18 protein-coding genes and 1 tRNA gene are annotated in these 22,210 nt (G+C 64.8%); 9 read left to right on the top strand and 10 right to left on the bottom strand.

All coding sequences use genetic code 11. From position 1 onward, the window contains the following. The first annotated feature begins 2 nt into the window (after positions 1-2). A complete protein-coding gene (locus BC1002_RS05145; protein ID WP_013089008.1) occupies positions 3-2,021 on the top strand; it encodes a sodium:solute symporter family protein in 2,019 nt (672 codons plus the stop codon). Between the two features lie 70 nt (positions 2,022-2,091). After that, positions 2,092-2,182: transfer RNA gene (locus BC1002_RS05150), tRNA-Ser, on the top strand. 257 nt (positions 2,183-2,439) lie between these two features. Here the strand turns inward: BC1002_RS05150 and BC1002_RS05155 are convergent. Next, the gene (locus BC1002_RS05155) at positions 2,440-2,892 is read right to left on the bottom strand and encodes a hypothetical protein (RefSeq protein ID WP_013089009.1); all 453 of its coding nucleotides are present in this window, start codon (positions 2,890-2,892) and stop codon (positions 2,440-2,442) included. A gap of 518 nt (positions 2,893-3,410) precedes the next feature. On the opposite strand from BC1002_RS05155, the gene BC1002_RS05160 reads away from it, so the two are divergent. Continuing rightward, on the top strand, positions 3,411-5,411 hold the full coding sequence (locus BC1002_RS05160; protein WP_013089010.1) for an ATP-binding response regulator: 2,001 nt from the start codon (positions 3,411-3,413) through the stop codon (positions 5,409-5,411). Positions 5,412-5,444: 33 nt separating this feature from the next. Here BC1002_RS05160 and BC1002_RS05165 read toward each other — a convergent pair whose 3' ends face one another. From BC1002_RS05165 to BC1002_RS05195, 7 genes are all read right to left on the bottom strand, one after another. After that, positions 5,445-6,140 carry a response regulator gene (locus tag BC1002_RS05165; RefSeq protein WP_013089011.1) on the bottom strand — a complete coding sequence of 232 codons (696 nt, stop codon included), beginning with the start codon at positions 6,138-6,140 and terminating at the stop codon, positions 5,445-5,447. A 381-nt stretch (positions 6,141-6,521) separates the two neighbouring features. Next, on the bottom strand, positions 6,522-6,914 hold the full coding sequence (locus BC1002_RS05170) for a Na+/H+ antiporter subunit G (protein WP_063822907.1): 393 nt from the start codon (positions 6,912-6,914) through the stop codon (positions 6,522-6,524). Between the two features lie 8 nt (positions 6,915-6,922). Beyond that, positions 6,923-7,198 (bottom strand): K+/H+ antiporter subunit F, encoded by a 276-nt coding sequence (locus tag BC1002_RS05175; RefSeq protein ID WP_008922284.1) that lies wholly within the window; start codon positions 7,196-7,198, stop codon positions 6,923-6,925. Continuing rightward, positions 7,192-7,686 carry a Na+/H+ antiporter subunit E gene (locus tag BC1002_RS05180; RefSeq protein WP_041734316.1) on the bottom strand — a complete coding sequence of 165 codons (495 nt, stop codon included), beginning with the start codon at positions 7,684-7,686 and terminating at the stop codon, positions 7,192-7,194. The genes BC1002_RS05175 and BC1002_RS05180 overlap by 7 nt, the downstream gene beginning before the upstream one ends. 2 nt (positions 7,687-7,688) lie before the next feature. Further along, positions 7,689-9,491 (bottom strand): monovalent cation/H+ antiporter subunit D, encoded by a 1,803-nt coding sequence (locus BC1002_RS05185; protein WP_013089014.1) that lies wholly within the window; start codon positions 9,489-9,491, stop codon positions 7,689-7,691. Next, positions 9,488-9,820 carry a Na+/H+ antiporter subunit C gene (locus BC1002_RS05190; RefSeq protein ID WP_013089015.1) on the bottom strand — a complete coding sequence of 111 codons (333 nt, stop codon included), beginning with the start codon at positions 9,818-9,820 and terminating at the stop codon, positions 9,488-9,490. Before BC1002_RS05190 ends, BC1002_RS05185 begins: the two co-directional genes overlap by 4 nt. Beyond that, positions 9,820-12,621: a monovalent cation/H+ antiporter subunit A gene (locus tag BC1002_RS05195; RefSeq protein ID WP_013089016.1), complete on the bottom strand. Its 2,802-nt coding sequence runs from the start codon at positions 12,619-12,621 to the stop codon at positions 9,820-9,822. Before BC1002_RS05195 ends, BC1002_RS05190 begins: the two co-directional genes overlap by 1 nt. A 346-nt stretch (positions 12,622-12,967) precedes the next feature. On the opposite strand from BC1002_RS05195, the gene BC1002_RS05200 reads away from it, so the two are divergent. Both BC1002_RS05200 and BC1002_RS05205 read left to right on the top strand, forming a co-directional pair. Next, positions 12,968-14,230, top strand: coding sequence for an MFS transporter (locus BC1002_RS05200; RefSeq protein ID WP_013089017.1), 1,263 nt, complete (start codon positions 12,968-12,970; stop codon positions 14,228-14,230). Between the two features lie 60 nt (positions 14,231-14,290). Beyond that, a complete protein-coding gene (locus tag BC1002_RS05205; RefSeq protein WP_013089018.1) occupies positions 14,291-15,376 on the top strand; it encodes an asparaginase in 1,086 nt (361 codons plus the stop codon). 37 nt (positions 15,377-15,413) lie between these two features. Here the strand turns inward: BC1002_RS05205 and BC1002_RS05210 are convergent, their stop codons facing one another. Next, entirely contained in the window at positions 15,414-16,406 is a 993-nt protein-coding gene (locus BC1002_RS05210; RefSeq protein ID WP_013089019.1) for a chemotaxis protein, read from the bottom strand. 351 nt (positions 16,407-16,757) lie between these two features. Between BC1002_RS05210 and BC1002_RS05215 the strand changes: the two genes are divergently transcribed. The 3 genes from BC1002_RS05215 to BC1002_RS05225 all read left to right on the top strand — a co-directional run bounded on the left by BC1002_RS05215 (position 16,758) and on the right by BC1002_RS05225 (position 20,275). Next, entirely contained in the window at positions 16,758-17,333 is a 576-nt protein-coding gene (locus BC1002_RS05215) for a DUF4142 domain-containing protein (protein WP_013089020.1), read from the top strand. A 109-nt stretch (positions 17,334-17,442) separates the two neighbouring features. Beyond that, positions 17,443-19,182 carry a tetratricopeptide repeat protein gene (locus BC1002_RS05220; RefSeq protein ID WP_013089021.1) on the top strand — a complete coding sequence of 580 codons (1,740 nt, stop codon included), beginning with the start codon at positions 17,443-17,445 and terminating at the stop codon, positions 19,180-19,182. Between the two features lie 67 nt (positions 19,183-19,249). After that, the gene (locus tag BC1002_RS05225; protein WP_013089022.1) at positions 19,250-20,275 is read left to right on the top strand and encodes an aldo/keto reductase; all 1,026 of its coding nucleotides are present in this window, start codon (positions 19,250-19,252) and stop codon (positions 20,273-20,275) included. 84 nt (positions 20,276-20,359) lie between these two features. Here the strand turns inward: BC1002_RS05225 and BC1002_RS05230 are convergent, their stop codons facing one another. Continuing rightward, entirely contained in the window at positions 20,360-21,103 is a 744-nt protein-coding gene (locus BC1002_RS05230; RefSeq protein WP_013089023.1) for an SDR family oxidoreductase, read from the bottom strand. A 118-nt stretch (positions 21,104-21,221) separates the two neighbouring features. Here BC1002_RS05230 and BC1002_RS05235 point away from each other — a divergent pair, with 118 nt between their 5' ends. Further along, positions 21,222-22,112, top strand: coding sequence for a LysR family transcriptional regulator (locus BC1002_RS05235; RefSeq protein ID WP_013089024.1), 891 nt, complete (start codon positions 21,222-21,224; stop codon positions 22,110-22,112). The last annotated feature ends 98 nt before the right edge of the window (positions 22,113-22,210 follow it).

Genomic DNA, 22,210 nt, shown 5'->3' on the forward strand with positions numbered 1-22,210 from the left:
CGATGAAACTCACGCATCGGTTGATCCGCTCGTACGCACTCTATACGCTCGGCTTTCTGCTGTTCGTCTATGTGATGTGGCGCATCGAGCGCAGCACCGGTCCCGGTGTGTGGATCGGCTATGTGTTCCTGTTCGTGCCGATCGCGGTGTATGCGGTGATCGGCGTGCTGTCGCGCACGTCCGATCTGGTCGAATACTACGTGGCGGGGCGGCGCGTGCCGTCGGCGTTCAACGGCATGGCGACGGCGGCCGACTGGCTTTCGGCCGCGTCGTTCATCGGCCTGGCGGGCTCGATCTACGCGACCGGCTACGATGGCCTCGCGTACCTGATGGGCTGGACCGGCGGCTATTGTCTCGTTGCGTTCCTGCTCGCGCCATATGTGCGCAAGCTCGCGCGCTACACGATTCCCGACTTTCTCGGCACGCGCTATTCGAGCAACGCGGTGCGCGGCCTCGCGGCGCTCGCCGCGATCCTGTGCTCGTTCGTGTATCTGGTCGCACAGATCCAGGGCGTCGGGCTGATCGCGACGCGCTTTATCGGCGTCGATTTCGCGGTCGGGATTTTCTGCGGGCTCGCGGGCATTCTGGTGTGCTCGTTTCTGGGCGGCATGCGCGCCGTGACGTGGACCCAGGTTGCGCAGTACATCATCCTGATCCTCGCGATGCTGATACCGGTGTCGATGATCGCGCACAAGGACGGCCTCGGCTGGGTACCGCAATTCAGCTATGGGCGCCTGATGGAGCGCATGGAAGCGCTCGAGAAACAGGTGCGCGACGCGCCGCTCGAGGAGCGCGTGCGCGACGACTATCGACGCCGTGCCGCGCTGATGCAGATGCGGCTCGATACGCTGCCGCAATCGTTCATCGACGAGAAGCAGCGACTCACGCAGGAGGTCGGCGACCTGCGGCGCCATAACGGTCCGTTGCGCGAGATCAAGGAGCGCGAGCGCGCGCTCGAACAGTTTCCGCGCGATGCCGCTGCCGCGCAGATCGTCTGGAGCCAGAAGCGCGACGATATGCTGATGCGGGCGACCGCCCCGGTGCCGATGCAGGAACCATTTCCTGCTGTCGGCGATGAAGACCGGAGTACGCATGCGCGAAACTTTTTGTCGCTGCTGCTGTGTCTGTCGCTTGGCACGGCGAGCCTGCCGCATATCCTGACGCGCTATAACACGACGACGTCGGTGGCGTCGGCGCGCCGCTCGGTGGGGTGGACGCTCTTTTTCGTCGCGCTGTTCTATCTGACGGTGCCGGTGCTCGCGGTGCTGATCAAGTACGAGATCCTGTCGAATCTGGTCGGCCATCATTTTGCCGACCTGCCGCAGTGGCTGATGCAATGGCGCAAGGTCGAACCGAGCCTGATCAGCCTTGCCGATACGAACGGCGACGGCATCGTGCGCTGGAGCGAGATCCAGATGCAGCCCGATATGGTCGTGCTCGCGGCGCCCGAGATCGCGGGGCTGCCGTATGTGATGTCGGGCTTGATCGCGGCGGGGGCGCTGGCGGCGGCGCTATCGACCGCGGACGGTCTGCTGCTGACGATCGCTAATGCGTTGTCGCACGATGTGTACTACCACATGGTCGATCCGAACGCGTCGAGCCAGCGGCGCGTGACGATCTCGAAGATTCTGCTGCTGGGTGTCGCGCTGTTCGCGTCGTACGTGGCGTCGCTGAATACGGGGAATATTCTGTTTCTGGTCGGGGCGGCGTTTTCGCTGGCGGCGTCGAGTCTGTTTCCGGCGCTCGTGCTCGGCGTGTTCTGGAAACGCACGACGCGTCTCGGCGCGGTGGCGGGGATGGTCGCGGGGCTCGTCGTGTGCATCTACTACATCGTCTCGACGTATCCGTTCTTCACGCAGATGACGGGTTTCACGGGCGCGCGCTGGTTCGGCATCGAGCCGATCAGCTCGGGCGTGTTCGGCGTGCCGGCGGGGTTTCTCGTGGCGATCGGGGTGAGTTTGATCGATCGAAAGGCGGACGCTTATACGATCGCGCTGGTCGACTATATCCGGCATCCGTAGGCAGTTTTCGCGCGGCTTGGGCGGGGGTGTGGCGCAGGGCGCGAAGTTTGCTATAATTCGGCTCCCCGCCGGAGAGATGGATGAGCGGTTTAAGTCGCACGCCTGGAAAGCGTGTATAGGTTAATAGCCTATCGGGGGTTCGAATCCCCCTCTCTCCGCCACCCGACACACCATGCACCATTGATTGCTCAGTGCAGCAGCCGCACCCGCTTCGGTTCCGTCGATAACTTCGCTTCCCCCTCGGTTTTGCCGCGCCTTACGTGCGAGCACGCTGCCCGATTTGCGGTCGACTGAAAGGCAACGCATTCAACGATCTCCACTCCTCGACACAGCCGGTTCGTGGTTTATTTCGACCCAGTCGGATCTCTGCTGTGAACTGACGGCGATCGAGGTATCCCCACTCGACACATGCAATCGATCATCGATTCCGGTCGGACAACCGGCCGACGAACTTCCATCCCTGATCGGCCACCCAAACATACGTGAAGCCCGTTGGACCGTCGATGAAAACGGTTATGGGCCGCTCTGATCTTGCCGCCTCCTGTTGTCGCTCCGTCGACGCGGGGGTGATTCGCGCTTCGTCCTGTTTCAATGGCACGGCGCGGTCCTCAAGCCGCCAACCGTCTTCATGGATGTAAGTGAGCCGCGACGTTCCGCCTGATGGTGTCAGCAGAGTGAGGGTAAGCGGGCCTTCGTTGATGTCCGCTGGATGGGCGCCATGGGAGTCCATGTTCGCCGTCACCGATGCATCCGCACCCGCCCCGACGACACCCGCTACAGGTGTGGCAGCCAAACCTATGCTGCACGCCGCTTCGAGCGTCATGAGTGCTGCGAAGGCGAACACCGCGCGTGTGATACGAGGGCTTTTCATGTTAAGTACCTCCTTGCTGGCCGCGCTGTAAGGGTCGTCCATTCGTGCTGTTGAGGGGTGTCAAACGGTACGTTCGGTCGAGGAGCGGCCGTCTCTCGATGAGCTTCACTATCGGCCGAACCGTCGTCGAGCAAAACCCGCACTCCGGAGGGACCGTCTCCCCCCAAGCGGAGCCGTATCAATTGCAGGCCGAGCACGCAGAGATTGCTTGCCGAATGAGCGATCAGCGCGAAGCATCGATGCAAAGACCGCTCACTCCTGGCCGTACCCGACAGCCGCTTCCGTATGAGGAAAACCGAGGGATTGCGGGTGCATGCCTCGGCATTTCCGCGCATTCCCGGCTATGTCCTCGCGTCGGCGATTTACATGTTCAGTGAAAAAAGCCGCGGACTTGATCGTCCAAGACTTGCGCTGCTAGGGCGGTTGCCGCTGCGCCGATTGTTCGGAGGGAAGGCGCGTCCTAGAATGATTGAGCTACCTTCAACGCGCCCGGCCAGCGCCGATCGCGACCAACGACGATGAACCTGTTCAGCTTGCCGCAGGCTTCTGCCTGGAAACGCCTGCAACAGCAGCCCGCGCTCGCGACATTCATCGCGCGGCTCGTCGAAACGCTGTGCTGGCCCGCGCGTTTTGCCGATCCCGAGGTCGAGCGCCAGTTCACCATCGAATATGGGCGCGGTTTCGCCGATTTCCGCCGTGCGGCGATCATTCTCGGCACGCTCGTGTGGATGTGCTTCGGCTGGTGGGAGATCAGTCTTGCGCGTCACAGCGAGGCATTCCGGCCGTATTTCGCCGAGATCTTCTTTTTCCGCGTCGCCGGCACGCTCGCCGCAACGGCTGCGATCGTGCTGTCGTTCCGGCCGACGTTCGTGCGCGATGAAACTGCGCATCGAGTCATGCTGTCCGGGATGGCGATCATGTTCGTCTGCCTGACGGTGCAGACTTTCCTCGCGCCACGGCCTTTCAACTACACCCATTTCTTTGTCGGCTTCTACCTGATCCTGTTCTATCAATTCGGTTTTCTGCGTTTGCGCGCGAAGGCGACGTTACTGCTGACGCTCGGCGCAACCGGCGCGATCCTGCTGGCCCAACTCGTGTCGCAGGGAATCGACCCGGACCTCTTCTGGGCGGGCATGTTCTACCTCGCAAACGTCGTGGTGATCGGACATAGCGTGAACGTAAATGCGGAGCGGCACGTGCGCGATCGCTACCTCGCAGTGCAGGCGCTCGCGCACAGCAATGACGCGCTGCAGGGAGCCAACGCGGAGCTCGGGCGCAAGCATCAGGATCTGGAGCAGGCGCGCCGCGAGCAGCAGACGCGCTCGGATGCGCTGATGGCGTTGCGCGAGCAGCAGAAAGAGGCAGCCGAGCAGGCGAGCCGCGCCAAATCGCGCTTTCTCGCGGCGGCGGCGCATGATCTGCGGCAGCCGATGCACGCGCTGAACATGTTCCTCGCGGCTGCCGACGAGGCGCTCGCGAAGCGCGATATCGAGACTTCTACCGCACTCATAGGCGATGCACGCAAGGCTTCGGCGCTGAGCGCGCGGCTCTTCAATGCCGTGCTCGATCTGTCGAAGCTCGAGTCGGGCCACGTCAAACCGAGCTATTCAGGGGTCGATCTGGACCGCGTCGCACAGGATGTCGTCGAGCAACTGGCGCCGTTCGCGGCGAGTCTCGACGTGAAACTGCGCTACTCGCGCGGCGGCCGCCACTGCGCGATGGTCAGGACCGACGCCGACTGGATTCCGCGCGTGCTGAGCAATCTCGTTTCAAACGGCATCAAGTACGCGGATCGCGCGAAGGCCGGACGTTGCGCCGTCATCGTCGCGATCGTGCGCATGCAGAATTACGTGCGCGTCGATGTCGTCGATAACGGCATCGGTATCGCGTCGAAGCATTGGGACGCGATTTTCCAACCCTTCGTGCAGATCAGCAATCCCGAACGCGATCGGGAAAAAGGCTTGGGCCTCGGGCTATCGATCGTCAATGCCGCGGTGTCGCTGATGGAAGGTCACCGGATGGAGTTCAAGTCGATCGAGGGGAAAGGCTCGCGCTTTTCAATTCGTTTGCCGGTTGCGCAAGTCGGCGCTGAAGTGGCCGTGCCGATTACCGACGTCGCGCCTTCGCGGGCTTCGTTGCGCGGCCTGTATGTCCTGCTGGTCGAAGACGACAGGCTGGTGCGCGCGTCGACCGAGGCGTTGTTCGTGCAGTGGGGCGTGTTGTTCGATTCCGCGAATTCACTCGCTGAACTGGAGACCTTAGCGCATACGATCGAACGCTTGCCCGATCTTGTGATTACCGACTATCGGCTGCCCGAGCGGCACACGGCGCACGACGTGGTCCATTTGATCGCGGCGCAATTGCCGCGGCCGGTGCCGTGTCTCGTTATCACCGGCGAGGCGGGCATCAATGCGGATGGCGTTTTACCGGAGCGTTGCATACTCAGCAAGCCGCTTTCCGCCGATACGTTGGCGGCGCGCATGGTCGAACTGGCAAGCCGTCAACGCAGTGTCGTTTAGCAGTTGCGCACAGCGCTTGCGTATACCAGCACCTCAGGTTGCCGATGCTTGCGCGGGGGTGGGAATCTCGATGCCGCGGCGCGCCATCTCGACGATCAGGAAAGTACGTCGCGATACGTTGAAGCGGCTCAACAGATCGCTGATGTACTCTTTCGCGGTGTTTTCCGTGATGCTCATTTTTCGCGCGATCGCCTTGTTCGATAGTCCATGCAGCACGTAGCGCAAGGTCTGCGCGAGTCGCGGCGGCAGATTCAGCGAGTCGATCGGAATGCCTTTGCTGGGCGCCGGCGCTTGTGGTGTGTGTCCGCCTTTGCCGAGCACGCTATTGGGCAGGTACACGCGTCCGTTCAAAATTGTTTGTAGGGCCTCGCGAAATACCGCGCCGCCTTCTTCGCTGGCTTTCGAAATGAAGCCACCCGCGCCATTCTTGATGCAGTCGAGCACCGTTTCGCGATCGTCGCGCGCGGAGAGCATGACGACGTGTAACGACAGTTCCTGCTGCTGTACCCAATGCAACAACTCGAGCCCGGTGTGCTCGCGCCCTAGCTGATAGTCGAGAAAGATCAGGTCATAGGAGTCGCGCTGCAACCGTTCGACGGCTTCGTCGTAGCTGCCGGCTTCATCGATATCGAGCGTCGGTTCCGAACTGAGGATCAGGCTTTTCATCGCCGAGCGCGTTAGCCCCTCGTCTTCGACCAGCAAAACGCGGCGAAAAAACAGATTGTCCATGACACCTCCCCGGTCGTAACCATCGTAGCGAGATTGGGGGGATCTGGAATCCCTCCCTTTCGGGGGACCATTCGGGTATGCGTCCAGGACGAGCTCAGCATCGATTTACAAAGGATTCCAGTTGCAGTGGCACTTTTCTGCAAAAACTACACAAAAGCGCCCCATTACCAAAGAAGCAACGATTATCGACTTCTTGTATCGCAAGCTGAAGCTCGCGAGGACACTCTGCTTGGCTGGCATCACCTCGTCCACCGCCAGGTCGCCCAACGCTTATCGCGTGGCGCGATCATCGAGTCAAACACATGCGTTTGCCGATGCTTGACGACATGCAGCTTGCGCATCAACGTCAAGTACGACGCGACGCTCGGCAAGCCTCACGGCTCACCCTTCATCCCGCTGCCGCAACTCTCCCGTATCCCCCCGGGTCGCACTCGCCCCCGTAGCAGGCGGCCGCCCCCGCGTCGCCCGCCACAGCGGCACCCCCTGCTGGGTCCCAGCCTTGGCCAGCATATGCGCACTGATCGGCGCGGTAAGAAACAGGAACGCCGGAATCAGCAACTCATGCAGGCTCGCGAAGTTGTTATGCGCGCTGAAATACACCACCGACGCGAGCACGATGCCGCCCACACCGAGCGTGGTCGACTTGGTCGGACCGTGCAGTCGCATGAAGAAATCAGGCAGTCGCGCGAGCCCGACCGCTCCGATCAGCGTAAACAGACTGCCGACGAGCAGCAGCAAACAAACGATCGCTTCGACAAAGGTTTCCATCGGCATACCTCACGCTAGTTGAGTTCGATGATGTCGCCGCGCTGCAGGTACTTCGTGAGCGCGACGGTACCCACGAAACCCATTACGGCAATCAGCAGCGCCACCTCGAAGAGAACCGTCGAGCGCAGGCTGATGCCGTACACGACGATCAACGCGATCGCATTGATGTTCAGCGTGTCGAGCGCGACGATGCGATCGGGCAGCGACGGACCGCGCACAAGGCGCCACAGCGTGAGCAGAAACGCGATGCCGAGGATCGCGAGCGAGATCGGAATCACGATGGCTAGCATGCGAAGATCTCCATCAAAGGGGCTTCATAACGGGATTTGACCAGCGCGACGAGAGCCGCTTCGTCGTCGAGGTCGAGCACGTGCACGGTGAGGCGCGTACGGTCGTCGCTGAGTTCGGCGCACAGCGTGCCGGGGCTCAGCGAGACCACGCTGATGAGCACCGTGAGCGCGATCTCGTGGGTGCTGTCGAGAGGCACTTCGATGAAAGCCGGGCGCAGCCGTTTCGTCGGGCCGAGCACGAGCAGCGCGACCTCGATGTTGGCCACGATGATGTCGACCAGCACATGCCAGGCGAGACGCACGAGCAGCCATGGCCGGCCGAAGCGCATAGGCCGCAGCCACAAGCCTTCGGCGACGCGAAAGGAGATCACGCCGCCGAGCACGGCGCCGAGCAGCAGATTGCCCGGCGAGACGTCGTTCATCAGCAGCACCCAGCAGATGATCAGCAATACGGTGAGCCACGGGTGGGGGAAGAGCCTTTTCAGCATCATCAGTTTCCCTGAGCGTCGGCCGTGGGCGCGGCGGCCGCTGGTGGCGAAGATCGCGGCGCGGGCAGGATCGCGTGCACATAGGCGGCGCGATCGAATAGCTGCGCAGCGGTATTGGTCAGGTAGTGCCGCACCGCCCCCGCGCCGAGCGTGATGGCCACGATGCAGCCGAGCAGGGCCGCGCAGGCGGCGAGCTTCGCGTTGCTGCCGCGCGGCGCGCGCTCCTCCTCGCCGGCGGCGGCGCGCGCGGCCGGCGCGGCCCACAGCAGGCGCGTGCCCGTGCGGCTCAGCGCGACGATCGACAGCAGGCTCGACAACAGTACAGCCGGCCACAGCACGCCTGCCGCGCCAGCCGGGGTGGCGGCCAGCACCATCGCCTTGCCGAGGAAGCCAGACAGCGGCGGCAGGCCCGCGGCACCCACCGCGGCGATCAGATAGAGCAGCGCCGCAAGGTTCGATGGCCACGGTGCACGCGTGCGCGGGGCTGCGTCGACCGGAGCTTCGGCTTCGGCGTGAGCCGGTTGCGCGGCTAGCACGGCGAGCGCGCCGGCCGTCTCGACCTGCGGCGGCTGTACGCGCGCCAGCGTCGCCAGCGCCTCGCCGTCGGGGTCGGGCGAGAAGGCCAGGGCGGCCGCGTCGTCTAGCGCTTCGAGCGAGCCGGGTTCGATCGCGTTGGCATCCGCATTGGCGTCGGCGGAAACAGCGGCTTGGGCGGCATGGGCGGCGCGCGGTCCCGGGGCTGGCTCGGGTTCGAGCGTGTCGGCGAGCAGGAACAGCGCGCCTGTGCAGAGCGTGGTGCTGATCAGGTAGTAGAGCAGTGCGCTCCATGCAAGCGGCGTCTGTTGCGCGATCGCCGCGATCAGCAGCCCCACCGAAACCAGCACGAGATAGCCCGTCGTGGTCTTGAGACTCGACACCGCCAGCGCGCCCAGCGCGCCGAACACGATCGTCGCGATCGCGAGCCACCATGCCCACTGATGCATGAACGCATCGAGCACGCCGCCGGCCGCGCCGAACACGAGCGCATCGCAGCGCAGCATCGCGTAGATGCCGACCTTGGTCATGATCGCGAACAGCGCGGCCACCGGGCCGATGGCGCTGCGGTAGGCTTGCGGCAACCAGAACGACATCGGAAACACGGCGGCCTTGAGGCCGAACACCAGCATCAGCGTCGCGCCCGCGAACTGCGCGAGCGGCAGCGTCTCGGGACCGAGACGCGCCAGACGTTCGCCCATGTCGACCATGTTCAGCGTGCCCGTGACGCCGTAGAGCACGCCGATCGCGACCAGAAAGAACGACGAGCCGACGAGGTTCAGCAACAGATAGTGCAGTCCGTTGCGCACCCGTCGCGCGCCGCCACCGTGCAGCAGCAGCGCGTACGACGCGATCAGCAGCAATTCGAAGAACACGAACAGGTTGAAGAGATCGCCTGCGAGGAAGGCGCCGTTCAGGCCCATCAGCTCGAACTGGAACAACGCGCGGAAATAGCGGCCGCGCCTCGCGTCCTCGCTCGAGGTGCCGAGCAGGCAGCAGACCGCGAGCACCGCGGTGAGCACCAGCATCAGCGCGCCGAGCCGGTCGAGTTCCAGCACGATGCCGAACGGCGCGGGCCATGCGCCGAGCGCGTAGCTGGCGATCTCGCCTTGCGCGGCGCGCGCCATCAAAAGGCACGCGACGGGCAGCAGCGCGATGATGGCGAGCGCGTTCAGCGCGCGCTGCAGGCGCTTCGCGCGCAGCGGCAGCGCGACGATGACGCCTGCGGAAAAGAGCGGAATCAGGATCGGGAGCAGGAGGACGTGGTTCATTCGCCGAGCGTCTCCTCGCCATTGACGTGATCGTTGCCGGTGCTCGCAAACGAGCGCAGCGCGAGCACCACGGTGAAGGCCGTCATCGCGAAGCCGATCACGATGGCCGTCAGCACGAGCGCCTGCGGCACCGGATCGACGTATTGCGCCCCCGCCGTGATCACCGCTGGCTTGCCGATCGTGAGCCGGCCCATGCCGAGCAGGAACAGGTTGATCGCATAGGAGAACAGCGTGATGCCGAGAATCACCGGCAACACGCGCGCGCACAGCAGCAGGTAGATGCCGCACGCGCAAAGCACGCCGATCGCGATGGCAAAGGCGGCTTCCATCAGCTTTTCTCCACGGACTGCATGTCCTTGTCGCGCACGCCGAGGTGCGAGACGATCGTGAGCGTCGTGCCGACTACCGCGCCCATCACGCCGAGATCGAACAGCATCGCCGTGGACAGTTCGATTTCGCCGATCAGCGGCACGTGCAGATGCCCGAACGCACTGGTCAAAAACGGCTGGCCGAACGCGAGGCTGCCGAGCCCCGTGGCCGCCGCGATCAGAATGCCGAGGCCCGCGAGCGCGCGGTAGTTGAGGTGAATGCGCGACTCGGTCCACAGCACCCCGCTCGCGACGTACTGCAGCAACAGCGCGATCGAGATGATCAGCGAAGCGATGAAGCCGCCCCCGGGCAGGTTGTGGCCGCGCAGGAACACGAACACGGCGACGAGCACGGTGAGCGGCAGCATCAGCCGCGCGAGGATCGCCAGCATCAGCGGATGCGACTGCGACGACCACGGCCGGCCGTCCGGCCCCGCCTCGGGCGACTTCAGGCGCAGCCCGCGCAGGAGCGCCTTGACGGCGAGCCCAGCGACCACGAGCACGCTGATTTCGACCATCGTATCGAAGCCGCGGAAATCCACGAGGATCACGTTGACGACGTTGTGGCCGCCGCTGCCGGGCAGCGCGTTGGCGAGGAAGTACGGTGCGATGCCCGGCAGCGGTGCGCTCGTCATGACCCTGTACGCCACGGCGCCGAGCAGTGCGCCGCCCGCGAGCGCGAGCACACCGTTGCGCAGCCGGACGGGGAGCGGCTCGACGACACGTTGCAGCGCGGGCAGGAAATAGACGGCCAGTACGAGCAGCAGGATCGTGACCACTTCGACGGAGATCTGCGTGAGCGCGAGATCGGGCGCGGAGAAGCGCACGAAGGCGAGCGACACGAGCAGGCCGCAGGTGCTCAGCATCACCAGCGCGTAAAGCGTGCGCGCTCGCACCAGCACCACGCCGACGGCGAGCAATGCCATCAGCACGAGGCCGCCAAGCGTGAACGGATCGGGCGGCAGGCGCGTGTGGCTGCCGCTCCACGTGTCGAGCGCGACGAGCGGCACGCCCGGCACGATCAGCATCGCCGCGATCAGCCATGCGAGATAGGCCGGCAGCGAGCGCGTCTCGAACACGCGCACGATCACGCCGGCGCTCTGTTCGAGACGCTGCACGAAGTGGTCGAAGATCTCGCTCGCGTTCAACTCGGTGAGCGCCGTGCGACGGTGGCGGAACGTATTGCGGCGCAGGAAAAAGAGCGCCGCGCCCGCCGCGAACGACACCACGCTCATCACGAGTGGCGTGTTGACGCCGTGCCACAGGCTCAGGCTGTAGTCGGGCAGCTTGCCGCCGAGCGTGACCCACGCGGCCGACTCGAGCAGCCTGCCGATGCTTTGCTGCGGGAACAGGCCGATCAGCAGGCACAGCGCCACCAGAATCTCGACCGGCAGCCTCATGAAGCGCGGCGCCTCGTGCGGCGGATAGTGCGGCAGGTCGCGCGGCGTTTCGCCGTCGAAGAACACGCCCCAGACGAAACGCAGCGAGTACGCCACCGAGAGCGCCGCCGCCGCGATCGCGATGACCGGCACGGCGAGGTTCAGCGACCCGAACATGCTTTGCGCGAGCGTTTCGCCGAAGAACATTTCCTTCGACAGAAAGCCGTTGAGCAGCGGCACGCCGGCCATCGACAGCGACGCCACGCTCGCGAGCAAGGCCGTATGCGGCATGTACCTGCGCAGGCCGCGCAGGCGGCCCAGATCGCGCGTGCCGGTTTCGTGATCGACGATGCCCGCCGCCATGAAGAGCGACGCCTTGAACACCGCGTGGTTGACCGTGTGAAAAAGCGCGGCGACGGTCGACAGCTGCGTGTCGAGACCGAACAGCAGCACGATCAGGCCGAGATGGCTGATGGTCGAATAGGCGAGCAGGCCCTTCAGATCGCGCTGGATCAACGCCATCCCCGCGCCGCCGACGAGCGTGACGAGCCCGGCCACCGTCGCCGTGTACGCCCACAGGGGGGTGCCTTCGAAGACCGGATAGAGACGCGCGAGCAGGAACACGCCGGCCTTCACCATCGTCGCCGAATGCAGATAGGCCGACACGGGCGTGGGCGCCGACATCGCGTGCGGCAGCCAGAAGTGGAAAGGAAATTGCGCCGACTTGGTGAACGCCGCGAACAGCGTGAGCAGCAGAATCGCCGGATAGAGCGGATCGTGCTGCACCTTGTCTAGCTGGGCGAGCACGTCGTTCAGCTCGTAGCTGCCGCATACGTGGCCGAGCAGCAGCACCGCCGCAAGCAGCGCGAGCCCGCCCGCGCCGGTGATGGTGAGCGCCATGCGCGCGCCGCGCCTCGCGTCGGGCCGCGAAGGCCAGAATCCGATCAGCAGAAACGAGACGAGGCTCGTCAGTTCCCAGAAGATGACGAGCAGTAGCAGGTTGTTCGACAGCACGATTCCGAGCATCGCGCCCATGAAGAGCAGAAGCTGCAGGTACAGACGCGGCAACGCATCGCTGCCGGCGAGGTAGTAGCTAGCGTAGATGAAGATCAGCAGGCCGATCGCGAGTACGAGCAACGCGAACATGAACGACAGGCCGTCGAGTCGCAGCGACAGCGCGAGGCCGATGTCGGGCACCCACTGACGGCGCCACTGCAGCACGTCGTGGTCGGCCATGCCTACCCGTTCGCTCAGTAGCAGCCCGCAGCCGAACAGCGCCGTCGCGAACGCGATCCAGGTGCTGAGCGCGGCGGCGCGCCGCCTCGTGAGCGCAATCAGCGCCGCGGCCATGAATGGAAGTAGGACGAGCCACGCCAGTACCATTCGATGCCCTCCGGGAGTTCGAGTGTCAGGCGGTGATGCTGGCCGGTAGAGTGAACGAGAATTCCACCGGACGGGCGGCCGCCCAACGCACACAATCATAGCCGCAACCGGGTCGGCTTCTCGCATCGATGCACGAGGCATCGATATATGCAGTCGAACGGGCCGTGAACCAACCGATCTCCGATCATGCTGTCAGGTCATTGCGCCAAGTCTTTCGACGTGAGTACAGAAACGCCCCCCATCACGCCGCCCGTGCCAGCCGCCTTCCTGCACCCCCCCCGATCTTGCTCTAAACTAGCGCCCGCCCGATCCACGCCCCGATGCGCCTCGTCACGAGCAACAACTGATGCCCCCAGCTTCCACCGATCCCGCCGATTCCCCGCATTTCAGCCTGCCGAAACACCCGCCGTTCCAGCGTTTCTGGTGCACCCGCATCCTGTCGTCGCTGTCGTTCCAGATGCTTGCCGTCGCGATGGGCTGGCATATCTACGCGCTCACGCATAGCGCGTTCGCGCTTGGCCTCGTCGGTCTCGCGCAGTTTCTGCCGATGTTCCTGCTGACGCTCGTCGTCGGCCATGTCGCCGATCGTTACGATCGCCGCCGCATCGCCGCCGTCTGTCAGAGCCTTGAAAGCGTTGCTGCATTGCTGTTCGCGATCGGCACCTTCAGCGGCTGGATCAGCGCGCCGGTGATCTACGTGCTGGCTGCCTGCGTTGGCGCGTCACGCGCGTTTGAATCGCCGGCCGTGTCGTCGCTGCTGCCGGCCGTCGTGCCGCGCGGCTATCTGCCGAAGGCGACCGCATGGTCCACGTCCGCCAATCAGACCGCGCAGATCGCCGGGCCCGCGCTCGGTGGTCTGCTATACGGCATCGGTCCCGGTGCTGCGTACCTCGCGTGCACGCTGTCGTTCGCGGCCGCGGCGGCGTCGGTGTGGAGCATTCCGCTGCAAGTGAAGCCGGCGAGCCGCGCGCCCGTGACGCTCGAATCGATTTTCTCGGGTATCGCGTTCATTCGTCGCGAGCCGGTGATTCTCGGGGCGCTGTCGCTCGATCTGTTCGCGGTGCTGTTCGGCGGCGCGACCGCGTTGCTGCCGATCTTCGCGCGCGACGTGCTGCACGCGGGCCCGATCGGTCTCGGCCTGTTGCGCTCGGGCACGGCGATCGGCGCGCTCGCGGGCACGATCTGGCTCGCGCATTTTCCATTGCGCAACCGGCCCGGCGCGGCGATGTTCGGCGGCGTGATCGCGTTCGGCATCGCGACGATCGTGTTCGGGATGTCGCATCACTTCCTCGTGTCGCTGCTCGCGCTGATGGTGCTCGGCGCGTCGGACACGATCAGCGTGGTGGTGCGGCTGTCGCTCGTGCAACTGCGCACGCCCGATGAAATGCTCGGCCGCGTCAGCGCGGTCAATTCGCTGTTCATCGGGACGTCGAATCAATTGGGCGAGTTCGAATCGGGCCTGACTGCCGGATGGTGGGGCGCGCAGCCGGCGGTGCTGGTCGGCGGCGTCGCGACGATCGCCATCGCGCTGTTGTGGATGCGGTTCTTTCCCGAACTGCGGCACACGCGCACGCTCGAGCGCGAAGAGGCGCTCGCGGCGAGCGCCTGATCGATTGCCAGCCCTTGGGCGCCATCGCCCGATCAATTTAACGACGCGGAGACGATACCGATGAGCCAATCTGAACTGCATGCTGCCGCGCCGGTCGCGGCGACGATCTATCGCGGCGAATCCATCGAGAACACGCATCTGGCGCATGTCGTGGTCGTCGATGCGGACGGCCGTCTGCTGTATTCGTTCGGCGACGCCGCGCGCATGACGCTCGCGCGTTCCGCGGCGAAGCCGGCCCAGGCGCTCGCGGTGCTCGAAACCGGCGCGCTCGAGCGTTGTGGTTTCGACGAAGCCGATCTCGCGCTGATGTGCGCATCGCACAGCAGCGAGCCGCGTCATATCGAACGCACGCGCGCGATGCTCGCGAAAGCGCAGGCGAGCGAGGCCGATTTGCGTTGCGGCGGTCATCCGCCGTTGTCGGACGCGGTGCACGTCGACTGGATTCGGCGTGGCTTTACGCCCACCGGCGTGTGCAGCAACTGTTCGGGCAAGCACGCGGGCATGCTGGCCGGCGCGCGGTCGATCGGCGCGGCGCTCGCCGGCTATGAACTGCCCGGGCACCCGTTGCAGGTGCGCGTGAAGCAGACGGTCGCGAGCGTGTGCGATCTGCCGGACGACGGCGTGCAATGGGCGATCGACGGCTGCAATCTGCCAACCCCGGCGTTTCCGCTTGACCGGCTCGCGCGTCTGTTCGCGAAGCTCGCGGCGGCGCAGGATCAACAGGAAGCCGAAGCTGCCGCGACGACGCCGCGCACGGCCGCGCTCGCGCGCATCTATCGCGCGATGACGTCGTACCCGGAACTGGTCGGCGGGGAAGGGCGCTTCTGCACGCTGCTGATGCAGGCTTTCGATGGCGCGCTGGTCGGCAAAGTTGGTGCGGACGGCAGCTATGCGATCGGCGTGCGCGCGTCGCGGCAAACTGCTCGGCTGGGTGCGAAGGGCGCGCTAGGCATCGCGCTGAAGATCGAGGACGGCAATGCCGCCGCGCTCTACGCGGTCACTGCCGAGTTGCTCGCGGTGCTCGATATCGGCACGCCTGAACAACGCGCGACGCTCGACGGCTTTCATGCACCGAAGCGGCTCAACACGATGGGCGTCGAGATCGGCCGGATGGACTTCTCGATCGAGCTTGCCACGCATCGTTGAGCGCGGCGAACCGCTTCGTCGCTCGACACGCGAGGGCTCAAGCCGCCGCCGTTTTCTCCGGCGTGAAGCCCAGCGCTTGACGGATCGCATCGGCGAGCTCGCTCGCCGCAAACTTCGCGACATAGCCGTTCGCGCCCGCGTTCTTCACATGCGCCTCGTTCGCCGCGCCCGTCAGCGACGAGTGGATGAGCACCGGAATATCGCGCGTGCGTGCGTCGGCCTTGATCTTGCGCGTCAGCATGAAGCCGTCCATCTCCGGCATCTCCAGGTCCGTCAAGACCAGCGCGATGGTGTCTTTCGCGCGCCCGCCTTTTTGCTGCGCTTCGCGTGCGACCTGCTGCAGCGTTTGCCACGCTTCCTCGCCGGTCTTCGTCATGATGTAGTCGGCGCCGATCGCGGTGAGCGCCTGCTCGATCAGTTTGCGCGCGAAGCCGGAGTCGTCGGTGGCGAGGATCTTCGCGCCGGGGCGGATGCCGAGCGCTTCACCGACCGAGGCCGGATCGACGCTCGGATGCTGCGACGGGAACACGTCGCGCAACACCTGCTCGACGTCTATCACCTGGGCGAGCCGCGAGTCGCCGGTATTGCCGTCGATGCGCGCGATGCTGGTGACGAGCTTGCCGCCCGCCGAGCCATCGGCCGACAGCACCTGGTTCCATTCGAGCCGCACGATCTCGTCGACTTCTTCGACCGCAAAGGCCTGCGTCGAACGCGCGAATTCGGTGACCAACAGAATGTTCAGGCCGCGCGTCGGCTCGCAGCCCATCAGCCGCGGCAGGTCGATCACGGGGATGATCTGCCCGCGAATGTCGACCGCGCCCATTACGTACGGCGACGATCCGGCGATCGGCGTGATGGTCGGCATTGTCGAGATTTCGCGCACCTTGAACACGTTGATCCCATACAGCTCATGCGCGTCGCTGCCCGGCACGTGGCCGAGGCGGTACAGCAGCAGCTCGAACTTGTTGGAGCTCGTCAGGTTGCTGCGTTCGGTGTGGCGTTCGGTATTGGCACGGTGGTCGTCTGCCATCGGAATCGTTCTCCAGAATTGCGGCGCTGAGCGGTGCTAAGCGGTGCCTGTCTCTGGTTATCGGCGTCGATGGCGAAAAATTCAGCACTGCGTCGCCGTGTCGAGCGGCGCGCGTGATTCATGCGAATACGGCGAACGTGTGCACATTCATATGAGGGTTACCTAAGGTTACAGAAGCGACAGCACCGTTTCACCTACCCGACGGCATGGCTTCTAGAATCGGCAGCAATAAAAGCGTGGCGCCGCGCTGGGCTCGCAAGCAGTCCCCAGCGTTTTGCATCGCACGCTTTGTTCGCGGCGCACACGTGTCCTTCGTTTTGCTTTCAGATGCTTTCACTTCAAGGAGAACGTATGATCCGCCTGCCTTCCGTCCCTTCCGTCTCTCTGGCCCGCATCGCCGCCGCTGCCTGCTTCGGCGGTCTTCTGACGGCCGCCTCGGTGGCCAGCGCGCAGAACGCCGCGCCCGCGGACGCAGTCCGCCTGCATGCGGCCGATCAGACCTTCATCGCGGACGGCACCAAAGCCGTCGCGACGCAGCGCGATGCCGCGCGTATCGCCACCGCGCGTTCGGCCGACCGCGACGTGAAGGCGTTCGCCGAGCGCGTTTCGGATGACGACGCAAAGATTACCGACGCATTGCGCGCGGCGAGTCCGCGCGGTGTCGACGTGCCGAAGAACGATCCCGACGAGGCCGTGCTCGCGAGCATCAACAATCTGCGCGGCGCCGAGTTCGACAAGAGGTATATCGAGCAGGTCGCGCTCGCGGGTGAGCAGAAGGCGTTGTCCGCGTTCCAGGCGGAAATCGCATCGGGTCGCGACGAGAAGTTGAAGGCCGCGGCGAAGCAGGCGCTACCGACGATCCAGCAGCACTACGCGATGGCGCAGGAACTCGCGAAGCGCAAGCATCTGACCGTGGCCGCGCAATAAGCGGCGTCACGTCGCTACGCGGCAGCGGCGGTACTTCGAATACAGGCTTTTCGGCGATAATCGTGCGCTTTACCCGACGATTCTTCGCGCCTTCGATTTCAGGTACCGCATGAGCAAGCAAGCCAGTCTGCCGCAACAGTTGGACCATCTGCTTCGACAAGCCGTCGCGCTGCAACAGAACGGCGCGCTCGTCGAAGCAGAGGAGATGTATCGCGAGATTCTCGAATTGAAGCCGAAGCATGGCGACGCGTTGCGCTGGCTCGGCGAACTCGCGCTGCAAACGGGTCGCTTGCAGGAAGGCGTCGAGCTGCTGAAGAAGGCGCTCGCGCTCAACGCGAGACAGCCGGCCGTGCATTCGAATCTCGCCTATGCGCTGAACGCGTTGCAGCGTCATGACGAAGCGCTTGCGTGCGCCGAGCGGGCGCTCGTGATGCAACCGAAATTCGCCGATGCCTTGAACAATCGCGGTAACGCATTGGCGTCGCTGCACCGTCCGCTCGAAGCGCTCGCGAGCTACGAGCGCGCGCTTTCTCTGGTGCCCGAGTTCGCGCCGGCCTGGAACAACCGCGCGTGCGTGCTGCGCGATCTTGGCCGCTATGCCGATGCACTCGATAGCTGCGACCAGGCGCTCGCATTGCAGCCTGACTATGCGGATGCGTGGAGTAATCGCGGCAACGTGCTCGGCGATCTGAACCAGCCGCACGAAGCACAGCGCTGTTACCAGCGCGCGCTGGAACTCGCGCCTGGTTTCGTCGATGCATGGAACAACCTCGGTCTCGCGCAAATCGATCTGAATCAGCGCGAACAGGCGTTGTCGAGCTATCAGCGCGCGCTGGCGTTGAATCCGGCGTCGGTCGAAACGCACTGGAACCAGGCGCTGTGTCTACTGCAAATGGGCCGCTTCGAGAGCGGCTGGCGCGAATACGAATGGCGTTGGGAGCGTAGCCGCATCAAGGCCGGCCGGCGCGCGTTCGCGCAGCCGCTGTGGCTCGGCGATTTTCCGCTCGACGGCAAAACCATCCTGCTGCATGCGGAGCAGGGCCTCGGCGACACGCTGCAATTCTGCCGCTATGCGCCACTCGTTGCGAAGCTCGGCGCGAAGGTCGTGCTCGAAGTGCCGGGTCCGTTGATGCGGCTGCTGTCGACGCTCGACGGTGTCGATCAGTTGATCGAAGCGGGGCAGCCATTGCCGCCGTTCGATTGTCATTGCCCGCTGCTGAGCTTGCCGCGTGCATTCAGCACGGACGAAGCGAGCATTCCGGCGGCCACGCCTTATCTCTTTGCACAGCCAGCGGCCGCGAGCGAATGGCGCGAGCGTATCGAATCCAATGGCAACACCAACGCGGATGGCAACGCAATCCAACCGCTGAAAGTCGGCCTCGTGTGGGCCGGCGAGAACCGCGCGCATGTCGCGGAGCTGCGCAAGATCGATGCGCGTCGCTCGCTCGCGTTCGAGCAACTCGCGCCGCTGCTCGACGTGCCGAACGTACGCTTCTTCAGCGTGCAGAAGGGCGCGGCCGGAGCGCAACTCGCCGCAAGCGCATACGCTGAACGCGTCGCCGATTACACGGAGTTGCTGCACGATTTCGCCGATACCGCCGCGCTCGTCGCCGGTCTCGATCTGGTGATTTCGGTCGACACGTCCACCGCGCATCTGGCCGGCGCGCTCGGCAAACCGGTCTGGATTCTGAACCGCTTCGACACCTGCTGGCGCTGGCTGCTGGAACGCAGCGACACGCCGTGGTATCCGTCCGCGCGTCTGTTCCGTCAACCGCAGCTCGGCGCTTGGGACAGCGTGATCGACGCCGTGCGCGGTGCACTCGCCGATCTGAGCGCGTCGCCTTCATGACGGGTTTTCGCCGACACGCGTAGACTGAATCTCCGTTCATCGAGGGCAATGCCACGGAGATTCTGCAATGGAATACAGACATCTGGGTGCATCGGGTTTCAAGGTGCCGGTGCTGAGTTTCGGCACCGGTACGTTCGGTGGCAAGGGTGAGTTTTTCGAGGCGTGGGGCGCGACCGACGTCGCCGAAGCGCGGCGTCTGATCGACATCTGCTTCGACGCGGGCGTCACGATGTTCGACACCGCGGACATCTATTCGAAGGGCGCATCCGAGTCGGTGCTCGGGGAGGCGCTGAAAGGCAAGCGCGACAAGGCGATCCTGTCGACCAAGGCGACCTTCCGTTTCAACGGCGATCCGAACGGCGTCGGCTCGTCCCGCTTCCATCTGATCAACGCGGTCGATGCGGCGCTCAAGCGTCTGCAAACCGACTACATCGACCTGTTCCAGCTGCACGGCTTCGACGCGAAAACGCCGATTCCCGAAGTGCTATCCACGCTCGACGATCTCGTGCGCGCGGGCAAGATCCGCTATGTCGGCGTGTCGAATTTCTCCGGCTGGCATCTGATGAAGTCGCTCGATATCGCCGACCGCTACGGCTATCCGCGCTACGTCGCGAATCAGACTTACTACTCGCTGGTCGGGCGCGACTACGAGTGGGAACTGATGCCGCTCGGCGTCGACCAGGGCGTGGGTGCGGTCGTGTGGAGTCCACTCGGCTGGGGGCGTCTGACCGGCAAACTCAAGCGCGGCCAGCCGCTGCCCGAGACGAGCCGTCTGCACAAGACCGCCGACATGGGCCCGCCGGTGCCGGAAGAGTATCTGTTCCGCGTGCTCGACGCGCTCGACGAAGTCGTCGCCGAAACCGGCAAGACGGTGCCGCAGATCGCGCTGAACTGGCTGCTGCAACGGCCGACCGTCGCGACGCTGCTGATCGGCGCGCGCAACGAGGAACAACTGCGGCAGAACCTCGGCGCGGTCGGCTGGAATCTGACGCCCGATCAGGTCGCGAAGCTCGACGCGGCAAGCGCGGTGCGCCCCGCGTATCCGTATTGGCATCAGGAAGGCTTCGCGGAACGCAATCCGAAGGCGGTTTGAGCGGCGGATCGATCACGTTTCAGGCGCCGTGCCGCGCGCAACGCGACGGTCCAGCGCGGCAGCACGCTGGACCCGCGCATCTGATCAAGCCAAACCGCCATTGGCCCGCAACGTCTGCCCATTGACCCAGCTCGCATCCGGGCCGACCAGAAACGCGACCACGCCCGCCACGTCTTCCGGCTCGCCGAGGCGTTGCAGCGGCGGCATCTTCGCGAAGGTTTCGATCTGCTCGTCGCTCTTGCCTTCGAGGAACAGCGCGGTCGCGATCGGTCCCGGCGCGACCGCATTCACCGTGATATTGCGCCCGCGCAGTTCCTTCGCGAACACCCGCGTGAACGCTTCGACGGCCGCCTTGGTCGCCGTGTAGATGCCGTAGCCGGGCAGGTTCAGCGCGAGCACGCTGGTCGAGAAATTGACGATGCGTCCGCCGTCGTTCAGGCGCGTGGCCGCTTCGCGCAGCGTGTTGAAGGTGCCGCGCACGTTGATGTCGAAGGTCTGGTCGTACAGCGCGTCCGACGTGTCGGCGAGCGGCGTCGGCTTCATCACGCCCGCGTTGTTGACGAGCACGTCGACCTTGCCCAGCTCGCGTTCGGTGATCTCGAACATGCGACGCACGTCGTCGGGCTTCGACACGTCCGCTTGCACCGCGACCGCCTTGCCGCCGGCTTCGCGGATCGCGCCGACGAGCGCGTCGGCTTCGCCCGCGCTCGATGCGTAGTTGACGGCGACCGCGAAGCCGTCCTTCGCGAGTCGCTGTGCGATTGCCGTGCCGATGCCGCGCGATGCGCCGGTGACGATGGCGACTTTCAGTTGTTGGTTCGTGCTCATGATTCGTTTCCTCACAGAAGGTGGTGGATCGATGACGTGAATGATGAGCGCTTTCCTCTCCGAGATAATCCGGTTAGACTCGCGATCATCATTCCATTCGCTTTAATAATCCGCCGATATGGACCGTTTCGAGGAAATGCGGGTGTTCGTGCGTATCGCCGAGCGCCAGAGCTTCACGCGCGCCGCCGACGATCTGCAAATCCCGCGCGCGACCGTCACCAACCTGATGAAGCGTCTCGAGCAGCGGCTCGGCGCGCGGCTGCTCGAACGCACGACGCGCACGGTACGGCTCACGCCCGACGGCGACGCGCACTATCAGCGCTGCGTGCGCCTGATCGCCGACATGGAGGAGGCCGAGGGGGCGTTCTCCAATGTCGCGCCGAAGGGGCTGTTACGCGTGAACGTGCAGGGCACGCTCGCGCGGCACTTCGTGGTGCCGGCGCTGCCCGCGTTTCTGGAACGCTTTCCCGACATCGAGCTGATGATCGGCGAGGACGACCGGCTCGTCGACCTCGTGCGCGAGGGCATCGATTGCGTGCTGCGCGCGGGCGTGCTGCAGGATTCGTCAATGGTCGGGCGGCGCGTCGCGCAACTGCAGCAGGTAACGGTCGCGAGTCCCGCGTATCTGGCCACGTATGGCGAGCCGGCCGATCCCGGCGCGCTGTCGACGCATCGCGCGGTCAACTACGTGTCGAGCGCGACCGGCAAGCCGCTGCCGCTCGAATTCCGCATCGACGGGCGTGATACCGCACTCGTGCTGCCGTCGGCGGTGTCGGTCAGCGGCGCCGAACTGTACGCGGGCGCGGCGATCGCCGGGCTCGGCATCGTGCAGGTACCGCGCTACCGCGTCGATGACGAACTGACGGCCGGACGGTTGCGCGTCATTCTGGCGGACTATCCGCCGCCGCCGATGCCGGTGTCGGTGCTGTATCCGCAGAACCGGCAGTTGTCGTCGCGGGTGCGGGTGTTCGCGCAGTGGCTGCGGGAGATTTTCGAGCCGGTGAGTTGAAGAAGCGCGCACGCAAGGTAATGGCTTTTGCATGGTTAACCCCTGGACATCTGCGTGTCGCATAGTGTCATTCTCAAGCGCGCAGAAAGCCACCCGTG

The organism is Paraburkholderia atlantica (assembly GCF_000092885.1).
GTDB classification, from domain to species: domain Bacteria; phylum Pseudomonadota; class Gammaproteobacteria; order Burkholderiales; family Burkholderiaceae; genus Paraburkholderia; species Paraburkholderia atlantica.